Raw genomic sequence first — 8,601 nt, 5'->3', positions numbered from 1 at the left:
TGGTTGTCACCCTGATCAACCCGGTCGCCATGGATGAAGGCCTGCGCTTCGCGATTCGCGAAGGCGGCCGTACCGTCGGCGCCGGCGTGGTCTCCAAGATCATCGCGTAATACTGCAATACCGGCGGTCGCATAGCGCTGCTGCCGGTCTCGCGAGTGGCGGGCCGGGAACCTCGGTCCGCCTTCGCCGTCTTAGGGAAGGCAAGTTTTTTCAGTACGCCAGTAGCTCAATTGGCAGAGCAGCGGTCTCCAAAACCGCAGGTTGGGGGTTCGAGTCCCTCCTGGCGTGCCACTTCTCCCTTCCAGCGGCTATGCCGCCACAGCAGCCAGAGCCGGATGAACAGCAAGATCGAGCATTCCAAAGACAACGCCTCCACTGGAGGTGACATCGTCAAGTACGCCGTCGCAGCGATCCTGGTGCTGGCGGGTCTTTTTGCTTGGTATTGGTTCGGTGCTCCTGAGCATGCCTCCCAGAGTGCATGGGCCGGTCCGCTTCGCGGTCTGGCCGTTGTCGTTGGCCTGGTGGCCGGCCTCGGCGTGTTCCTGTTGACCGGCAAGGGTCGCGACACGCGGGAATTCCTTTCCGAATCGCGTTTCGAACTGCGCAAGGTGGTCTGGCCGACGCGCCAGGAAGCCATTCGCATGACCTGGGTGGTGATCGTTGTGGTGATCATCCTCAGCCTGCTGCTGGGCGGATTTGACTTCGTGATTCAGAAATTGACCCAGTGGTTCCTGGGTCGATAAGGAGAAACCAGTGAAGCGTTGGTACGTCGTTCACGCCTATTCGGGCTTCGAAAAGTCGGTTGCGCAGGCTCTGCGCGATCGCATCGTGCGTGACGAGATGCAGGAGCGCTTCGGTGACGTCCTGGTCCCGACCGAGGAAGTGGTTGAAATGCGCGCCGGCCAGAAGCGCCGTTCCGAGCGCAAGTTCTTCCCGGGTTACGTGCTGGTCCAGATCGAGACCCACGAAGAAAACGGTATCCCGCGCATCGACAACGAAAGCTGGCACCTGGTCAAGGACACCTCCAAGGTGATGGGCTTCATCGGCGGTACCGCCGATCGTCCGCTGCCGATCCGTGATGAAGAGGCTGCCGCCATCCTGGACCGCGTTCAGGAAGGTGTGGAAAAGCCCCGTCCGAAGGTGCTGTTCGAGCCGGGCCAGATGGTCCGTGTCACCGAAGGTCCGTTCAACGACTTCAACGGTGTGGTCGAGGAAGTCAACTACGAGAAGAGCCGTCTGCGCGTCTCGGTGCTGATCTTCGGTCGCGCCACCCCGGTCGAGCTCGAATTCGGCCAGGTCGAAAAGGCCGTCTGAGCCTGGGGCGGCAGGGTTCCGGGCGGCCGCCCGGAACCTGAACAGCCTGCGCCCGTCAGCCTTGAGGCAAGGGCGGAAAAAACCTGATATAGTGCGCGGCTTCCTGCCAGGAAGCTGGCAAAAAGCAAGGGCCGCCGCGAGGTGGCCTTCTGCGTGAATTCAAAACGCGATGCCGGGACGCGTGATTCCCGGTCCGATGGGGAGCCTGTTGTCGTAAGGCGCTAGCACCCGGAGAGCATACTCATGGCAAAGAAAGTTGTCGGTTATATCAAGCTGCAGGTGAAGGCCGGTCAGGCCAACCCCTCGCCGCCGGTCGGTCCTGCGCTGGGTCAGCGTGGCCTGAACATCATGGAATTCTGCAAGGCCTTCAATGCCGCCACGCAGAAGCTGGAGCCGGGTCTGCCGGTGCCGGTCATCATCACGGCCTACTCGGACCGTACCTTCACCTTCATCACCAAGAGCACCCCGGCTGCCGTGCTGCTCAAGAAGGCTGCAGGCATCTCCTCGGGCTCCAAGCGCCCGAACACCGAGAAGGTGGGCAAGGTGACCCGCAAGCAGCTCGAAGAGATCGCCAAGACCAAGGAAGCAGACCTGACGGCTGCCGATCTGGATGCCGCGGTGCGCACCATCGCCGGTTCTGCCCGTTCCATGGGCCTCGTGGTAGAGGGTTAAGAAGATGGCACAGACCAAGCGTGAGAAGGCCATCAAGGCCGCCGTCGTCCCGGGCAAGGCATACGCCTTCGAGGACGCCATCAAGATCCTGAAGACCGCTACCAAGGCCAAGTTCGTCGAGTCCTTCGACGTTGCTGTGCGCCTGGGCGTGGACGCCAAGAAGTCCGACCAGCAGGTGCGCGGTTCCACCGTGCTGCCGTCCGGTACCGGCAAGAGCGTGCGCGTTGCCGTCTTCGCACCGGCCGGTGCCAAGGCTGACGAAGCCCTGGCCGCTGGCGCCGAAGCCGTGGGCATGGACGACCTGGCCGAGAAGATGCAGGCCGGCGATCTGAACTACGACGTCGTCATCGCGACCCCGGACGCCATGCGCGTCGTGGGTAAGCTGGGCACCGTGCTCGGCCCGCGCGGCCTGATGCCGAACCCGAAGGTCGGCACCGTGTCGGCCAACCCGGGCGAAGCCGTCAAGAATGCCAAGTCGGGTCAGGTGCGTTACCGCACTGACAAGGCCGGCATCATCCATTGCACCATCGGCAAGGCCGACTTCGCCGAAGACGCGCTGAAGTTGAACCTGCAGGCGCTGCTGATGGATCTGGTCAAGGCCAAGCCGGCCACCTCGAAGGGCACCTACCTGCAGAAGGTTTCGGTCAGCTCGACGATGGGCCCGGGCGTGACCATCGACCAGTCCTCGCTGTCGCTGAAGTAATCGTTTCAAGCGGGTGCCGGACCCCGGTCCGGTACCCGCGATATTTGAAGGCAATCCGAGTGGGGCTCGCCCTGCAGAGATAGCCGTCAAAGACCGCAGGCGCGGTCAGTACATACCGGCGACGGGCAAGGATGCTCGCATTGGCAGGGAGTCGCCGCCGGCGCAGTACCGAACGCTTAATCGATTCCCCCGGGAATCACCCTGCGTAGATGGTGCCCTTCTGGAGTTTTTCTGGTTTACGCACGTCTGGGTTCTCCCAGGTTGGCCATCCAGGTCTAGAACGGCCCACCCTTGGAACATCACCTGATGTTCCCGGCGTCCAGGACGGATGCCGCCCAGGACCGCACACGGCAGGAGCCGTAAGCGGAGTTCAATTGGAGGAGTGCAATGGCTCTCAATCTGTCCCAGAAGCAAGAAGTAGTCGCCGAGCTGGCAGACGTCGCCGCCAAGGCCCACTCCTTGATCGCAGCCGAATACGCTGGCACCACGGTCTCCCAGATGACCGCGATGCGCAAGCAGGCACGCGAAACCGGCGTTTTCTTGAAAGTTGTCAAGAACACGCTGGCGGCACGTGCAGTGGAAGGTACCGAATACGAATGCGCCAAAGACGCGCTCGTCGGTCCGCTGCTGTACGCGTTCTCGCTCGAGGAGCCCGGCGCAGCCGGTCGCCTGATCAAGGATTTTGCCAAGACCAACGACAAGCTGCAGGCAAAGGTCGTGGCCATCGGCGGGGAACTGTTCCCGGCTGGCCATGTCGACGTGCTGGCCTCGCTGCCGACCCGTGATCAGGCTCTGGCCATGCTGGCCCGCGTCCTGGCCGAGCCGGCCACGATGTTCGCCCGTGCCGTCAAGGCCGTGGCCGACAAGCAGGGTGGCGGTGAAACCGCTGACGCTGCCGAGCCGGTCGCCGAAACCGCCTGAGTCGACGTTTCCGTGGTTCCGAACGGAACCTCAACCCAGAAAATTATCCAAAGGTAATCAAAATGTCCCTTACCAACGAACAGATCGTCGACGCCATCGCCGAGAAGTCCCTGATGGAAGTGATGGAGCTGGTCAAGGCCATCGAAGAGAAGTTCGGCGTCTCCGCCGCTGCTCCGGTCGCCGCAGCTGCTGCTGCTGGCCCGGCTGCCGCTGTTGAAGAGCAGACCGAATTCGACGTCATCCTGAAGTCGGCCGGCGACAAGAAGGTCGAAGTCATCAAGGCTGTCCGCGCCATCACCGGCCTGGGCCTGAAGGAAGCGAAGGATCTGGCAGAAGCCGGCGGCATGATCAAGGAAGCCGCTTCGAAGGACGACGCTGCCAAGTTCAAGAAGGACCTGGAAGCTGCTGGCGCGACTGTCGAAGTCAAGTAAGCAGTTCCTTGCCTCGCCATCGAAACACGGCGATGCAGCCAAGGCTGGGGGCGTAAGCCCCCGGCCTTTGGTCGTTTCACGCAACACCCGAAATACGAGCCCAACACGGGCTGCGGTCATCCCCCGTCACAGCGGCGCCCAGGCGCGCGGGCAGGGGAGTGGATGCAGACGAGTTGGCAGTTGGAAGTAGCGGGAGAAGGCGTGCTGGTGCCGGCAATACCAGCGACTTCCAACTGACAATTTCAGTTTCCCCTCGGGTCGTGGACGCACGATCCGCACAGCCAAGGTGATACCTCATGACGTCTTATTCGTTCACCGAAAAGAAGCGTATCCGCAAGGATTTCGGCAAGCAGCGCTCGATCCTCGAAGTGCCGTTCCTGCTTGCCATCCAGGTCGATTCCTACCGTGAATTCCTGCAGGAAAACGTCGATCCGGCCAAGCGCACGGACCACGGCCTGCATGCCGCCCTGAAGTCGGTGTTCCCGATCTCCAGCTACAGCGGCAACGCTGCCCTGGAATACGTCGGCTACAAGCTCGGCGATCCCGTGTTCGACGAGCGCGAGTGCCGCCAGCGTGGCATGAGCTACGGCGCGCCGCTGCGCGTGACCGTGCGCCTGGTGATCTACGACCGTGAGTCGTCGACCAAGGCCATCAAGTACGTGAAGGAGCAGGAGGTCTACCTCGGCGAAATCCCGCTGATGACCGACAACGGCACCTTCATCGTGAACGGTACCGAGCGCGTGATCGTCTCGCAGCTGCACCGTTCGCCGGGTGTGTTCTTCGACCACGACCGTGGCAAGACCCACAGCTCGGGCAAGCTGCTGTACAGCGCCCGCATCATCCCGTACCGCGGTTCCTGGCTGGACTTCGAGTTCGACCCGAAGGATGCCCTGTTCACCCGTATCGATCGTCGCCGCAAACTGCCGGTCTCGATCCTGCTGCGTGCGCTGGGTTACAGCAACGAAGAGATGCTGGCCGAGTTCTTCGAGATCAACACGTTCCACATCAACCCCGATGAAGGCGTGCAGCTCGAACTGGTGGCCGAGCGTCTGCGCGGCGAGACCCTGAACTTCGACCTGGCCGACGGTGACAAGGTCATCGTGGAAGCCGGCAAGCGCATCACCGCGCGTCACGTCAAGCAGCTGGAAGCCTCGGGCATCGCCGCCCTGGCCGTGCCGGACGATTACATCGTCGGCCGCATCCTGTCGCACGACGTGGTCGATGCCAACACCGGTGAACTGCTGGCCCAGGCCAACGACGAAATCACCGACGAGCAGCTGCAGGCCTTCCGCAAGGCCGGTGTGGATGCCGTGGGCACCCTGTGGGTGAACGATCTGGATCGTGGCCCGTACCTGTCCAACACCCTGCGCATCGATCCGACCAAGACCCAGCTGGAAGCCCTGGTCGAGATCTACCGCATGATGCGTCCGGGCGAGCCGCCGACCAAGGATGCCGCGCAGAACCTGTTCCACAACCTGTTCTTCACCTTCGAGCGCTACGACCTGTCCACGGTCGGCCGCATGAAGTTCAACCGCCGTGTCGGCCGCAAGGCTGTCACCGGCGAAGCCGTGCTGTACGACCGCAAGTACTTCGGTGAGCGCAACGACGAAGAGTCCAAGCGCCTGGTCGCCGAGCACGCCGACACCTCCGACATCCTGGAAGTGATCAAGGTCCTGACCGAGATCCGCAACGGTCGTGGCGTGGTCGATGACATCGATCACCTGGGCAACCGTCGTGTGCGTTCGGTCGGTGAAATGGCCGAGAACGTGTTCCGCGTGGGCCTGGTCCGCGTCGAGCGGGCGGTCAAGGAACGCCTGTCGATGGCCGAATCCGAAGGCCTGACCCCGCAGGAGCTGATCAACGCCAAGCCGGTCGCCGCGGCCATCAAGGAGTTCTTCGGCTCCTCGCAGCTGTCCCAGTTCATGGATCAGAACAACCCGCTGTCGGAAGTCACCCACAAGCGTCGCGTCTCGGCCCTGGGCCCGGGCGGCCTGACCCGTGAGCGTGCCGGCTTCGAAGTGCGCGACGTCCATCCGACCCATTACGGCCGCGTCTGCACCATCGAAACGCCGGAAGGCCCGAACATCGGCCTGATCAACTCGCTGGCCGTGTACGCCCGCACCAACCAGTACGGCTTCCTCGAAACCCCGTACCGCAAGGTTGCTGACGGCAAGGTCTCCGACGAGATCGAATTCCTGTCGGCCATCGAAGAGAACGAGTACGTCATCGCCCAGGCCAACGCCCTGACCGATGCCAAGAGCATGCTCACCGAGCAGTTCGTGCCGTGCCGCTTCCAGGGTGAGTCGCTGCTCAAGCCGCCGGCAGAAGTCCACTTCATGGACGTCTCGCCGATGCAGACCGTGTCGATCGCTGCCGCGCTCGTCCCGTTCCTGGAGCACGATGACGCCAACCGTGCACTGATGGGCGCCAACATGCAGCGTCAGGCCGTGCCGACCCTGCGTGCCCAGAAGCCGCTGGTGGGTACCGGTATCGAACGCGCCGTGGCCCGTGACTCCGGTGTGACCGTGAACGCCCGTCGTGGCGGCGAGATCGTGCAGATCGACGCCGGCCGCATCGTGGTCAAGGTCAACGAAGTGGAAATCACCGACGCGACCGACGCCGGCGTGGATATCTACAACCTGATCAAGTACACCCGTTCCAACCAGAACACCTGCATCAACCAGCGTCCGCTGGTGGAAGTGGGCAACGTGGTGGCGCGTGGCGACGTGCTGGCTGATGGTCCGTCCACCGACATCGGCGAACTGGCCCTGGGCCAGAACATGCTGATCGCCTTCATGCCGTGGAACGGCTACAACTTCGAAGACTCCATCCTGCTTTCCGAGCGTGTGGTGGAAGAGGATCGTTACACCACGATCCACATCGAAGAGCTGACCTGCGTTGCGCGTGACACCAAGCTGGGGCCGGAGGAAATCTCCGCCGACATCCCGAACGTGTCCGAGCAGGCCCTGAACCGTCTGGACGAGTCGGGCGTGGTGTACATCGGTGCCGAAGTCCGCGCCGGCGACATCATGGTCGGCAAGGTCACCCCGAAGGGCGAAAGCCAGCTGACCCCGGAAGAGAAGCTGCTGCGTGCGATCTTCGGCGAGAAGGCCTCGGACGTGAAGGACAGCTCGCTGCGCGTGCCGCCGGGCATGGACGGCACCGTCATCGACGTGCAGGTCTTCACCCGCGACGGCATCGAGAAGGACAAGCGCGCCCGTCAGATCGAAGAGTCTGAAATCAAGCGCGTCAAGAAGGACTTCGACGACCAGTTCCGCATCCTGGAAGGTGCCATCTACGCCCGTCTGCGTTCGCAGATCGTGGGCAAGGTGGTCAACGGCGGTGCCAACCTGAAGAAGGGCGACACCGTTACCGACGCCTACCTGGACGGCCTGAAGAAGGCGGACTGGTTCGTGCTGCGCATGAAGGACGAGGACGCCTCGGAAGCCATCGAACGCGCCCAGAAGCAGATCCAGGCGCACGAGAAGGAATTCGAGCGTCGCTTCGCCGACAAGCGCGGCAAGATCACCGCGGGCGACGATCTGGCCCCGGGCGTGCTGAAGATGGTCAAGGTCTTCCTGGCCGTGAAGCGTCGCATCCAGCCGGGTGACAAGATGGCAGGCCGCCACGGCAACAAGGGTGTGGTCTCCAACGTGGTGCCGGTCGAAGACATGCCGTACATGGCCTCGGGCGAAACCGTGGACATCGTGCTGAACCCGCTGGGCGTGCCGTCGCGTATGAACATCGGCCAGATTCTGGAAGTGCATCTGGGTTGGGCCGCCAAGGGCCTGGGTCGCAAGATCCAGGGCATGCTGGAAGCCCAGGCCGCGATCAACGACCTGCGCACGTTCCTGGACGACGTGTACAACCACGACAAGACCCAGCACGCCAACCACGTCGATCTGACCCAGTTCAGCGACGAGGAGCTGCTGCGCCTGGCCGCCAACCTGACCGACGGCGTGCCGATGGCAACGCCGGTGTTCGACGGTGCCACCGAAGCCGAGATCAAGCACATGCTTGCCCTGGCCGACCTGCCGCTGAGCGGCCAGACCCAGCTGTATGACGGCCGCACCGGTGAGGCATTCGATCGCCACACCACCGTGGGCTACATGCACTACCTGAAGCTGAACCACCTGGTCGACGACAAGATGCACGCCCGTTCGACCGGCCCGTACTCGCTCGTTACCCAGCAGCCGCTGGGCGGCAAGGCGCAGTTCGGTGGCCAGCGCTTCGGTGAAATGGAAGTCTGGGCGCTGGAAGCCTACGGCGCGGCCTACACCCTGCAGGAAATGCTGACGGTGAAGTCCGATGACGTGCAGGGCCGCAACCAGATGTACAAGAACATCGTCGACGGTGAGCACGAGATGGTCGCGGGCATGCCGGAATCCTTCAACGTGCTCGTGAAGGAAATCCGCTCGCTGGCCATCAACATGGAACTGGACGGCAACTGATCGCGCAGGCGGGGGGGGCCCCCCCCCCCCCCCCCCCCCACAGAAACCACACCCCCCAACAAAAAAAATTAAACAATTGGGGTAAAAACCAAAAAAAAAAAGAGCAACA

General features: G+C 62.8%; 7 protein-coding genes, 1 tRNA gene and 1 pseudogene. All 9 read left to right on the top strand.

From position 1 onward, the window contains the following. A pseudogene (locus ABE546_RS18410) lies at positions 1-110 on the top strand (elongation factor Tu); the annotation flags it as partial. Between the two features lie 105 nt (positions 111-215). Beyond that, a tRNA-Trp gene (locus ABE546_RS18405) sits at positions 216-291 on the top strand. 44 nt (positions 292-335) lie between these two features. Continuing rightward, the gene (secE, locus tag ABE546_RS18400) at positions 336-743 is read left to right on the top strand and encodes a preprotein translocase subunit SecE (protein ID WP_121044666.1); all 408 of its coding nucleotides are present in this window, start codon (positions 336-338) and stop codon (positions 741-743) included. A 10-nt stretch (positions 744-753) separates the two neighbouring features. Continuing rightward, positions 754-1,314 (top strand): transcription termination/antitermination protein NusG, encoded by a 561-nt coding sequence (gene nusG, locus ABE546_RS18395; RefSeq protein WP_019186115.1) that lies wholly within the window; start codon positions 754-756, stop codon positions 1,312-1,314. Between the two features lie 243 nt (positions 1,315-1,557). After that, positions 1,558-1,986: a 50S ribosomal protein L11 gene (gene rplK, locus ABE546_RS18390; protein WP_019186116.1), complete on the top strand. Its 429-nt coding sequence runs from the start codon at positions 1,558-1,560 to the stop codon at positions 1,984-1,986. 4 nt (positions 1,987-1,990) lie between these two features. Further along, a complete protein-coding gene (rplA, locus tag ABE546_RS18385; RefSeq protein WP_121044663.1) occupies positions 1,991-2,689 on the top strand; it encodes a 50S ribosomal protein L1 in 699 nt (232 codons plus the stop codon). 387 nt (positions 2,690-3,076) lie between these two features. Beyond that, positions 3,077-3,610: a 50S ribosomal protein L10 gene (gene rplJ / locus ABE546_RS18380; protein WP_121044660.1), complete on the top strand. Its 534-nt coding sequence runs from the start codon at positions 3,077-3,079 to the stop codon at positions 3,608-3,610. Between the two features lie 62 nt (positions 3,611-3,672). Then, complete coding sequence (gene rplL / locus ABE546_RS18375) at positions 3,673-4,041, top strand: 50S ribosomal protein L7/L12 (protein ID WP_019186119.1); 369 nt, start codon at positions 3,673-3,675, stop codon at positions 4,039-4,041. 296 nt (positions 4,042-4,337) lie between these two features. Further along, positions 4,338-8,492, top strand: a complete 4,155-nt coding sequence (gene rpoB, locus ABE546_RS18370; RefSeq protein WP_313209703.1) for a DNA-directed RNA polymerase subunit beta — start codon at positions 4,338-4,340, stop codon at positions 8,490-8,492. The last annotated feature ends 109 nt before the right edge of the window (positions 8,493-8,601 follow it).

Source organism: Stenotrophomonas sp. TWI377 (genome assembly GCF_039674525.1).
Taxonomy (GTDB): domain Bacteria; phylum Pseudomonadota; class Gammaproteobacteria; order Xanthomonadales; family Xanthomonadaceae; genus Stenotrophomonas.
This window is presented reverse-complemented; position numbering and strand designations above follow the sequence as displayed.

Coding starts and splice junctions, on each gene's coding strand:
- rplK (WP_019186116.1), top strand. CDS start 1,558: ATGGCAAAGAAAGTTGTCGGTTATATCAAGCTGCAGGTGAAGGCCGGT.
- rpoB (WP_313209703.1), top strand. CDS start 4,338: ATGACGTCTTATTCGTTCACCGAAAAGAAGCGTATCCGCAAGGATTTC.
- rplL (WP_019186119.1), top strand. CDS start 3,673: ATGTCCCTTACCAACGAACAGATCGTCGACGCCATCGCCGAGAAGTCC.
- rplA (WP_121044663.1), top strand. CDS start 1,991: ATGGCACAGACCAAGCGTGAGAAGGCCATCAAGGCCGCCGTCGTCCCG.
- rplJ (WP_121044660.1), top strand. CDS start 3,077: ATGGCTCTCAATCTGTCCCAGAAGCAAGAAGTAGTCGCCGAGCTGGCA.
- secE (WP_121044666.1), top strand. CDS start 336: ATGAACAGCAAGATCGAGCATTCCAAAGACAACGCCTCCACTGGAGGT.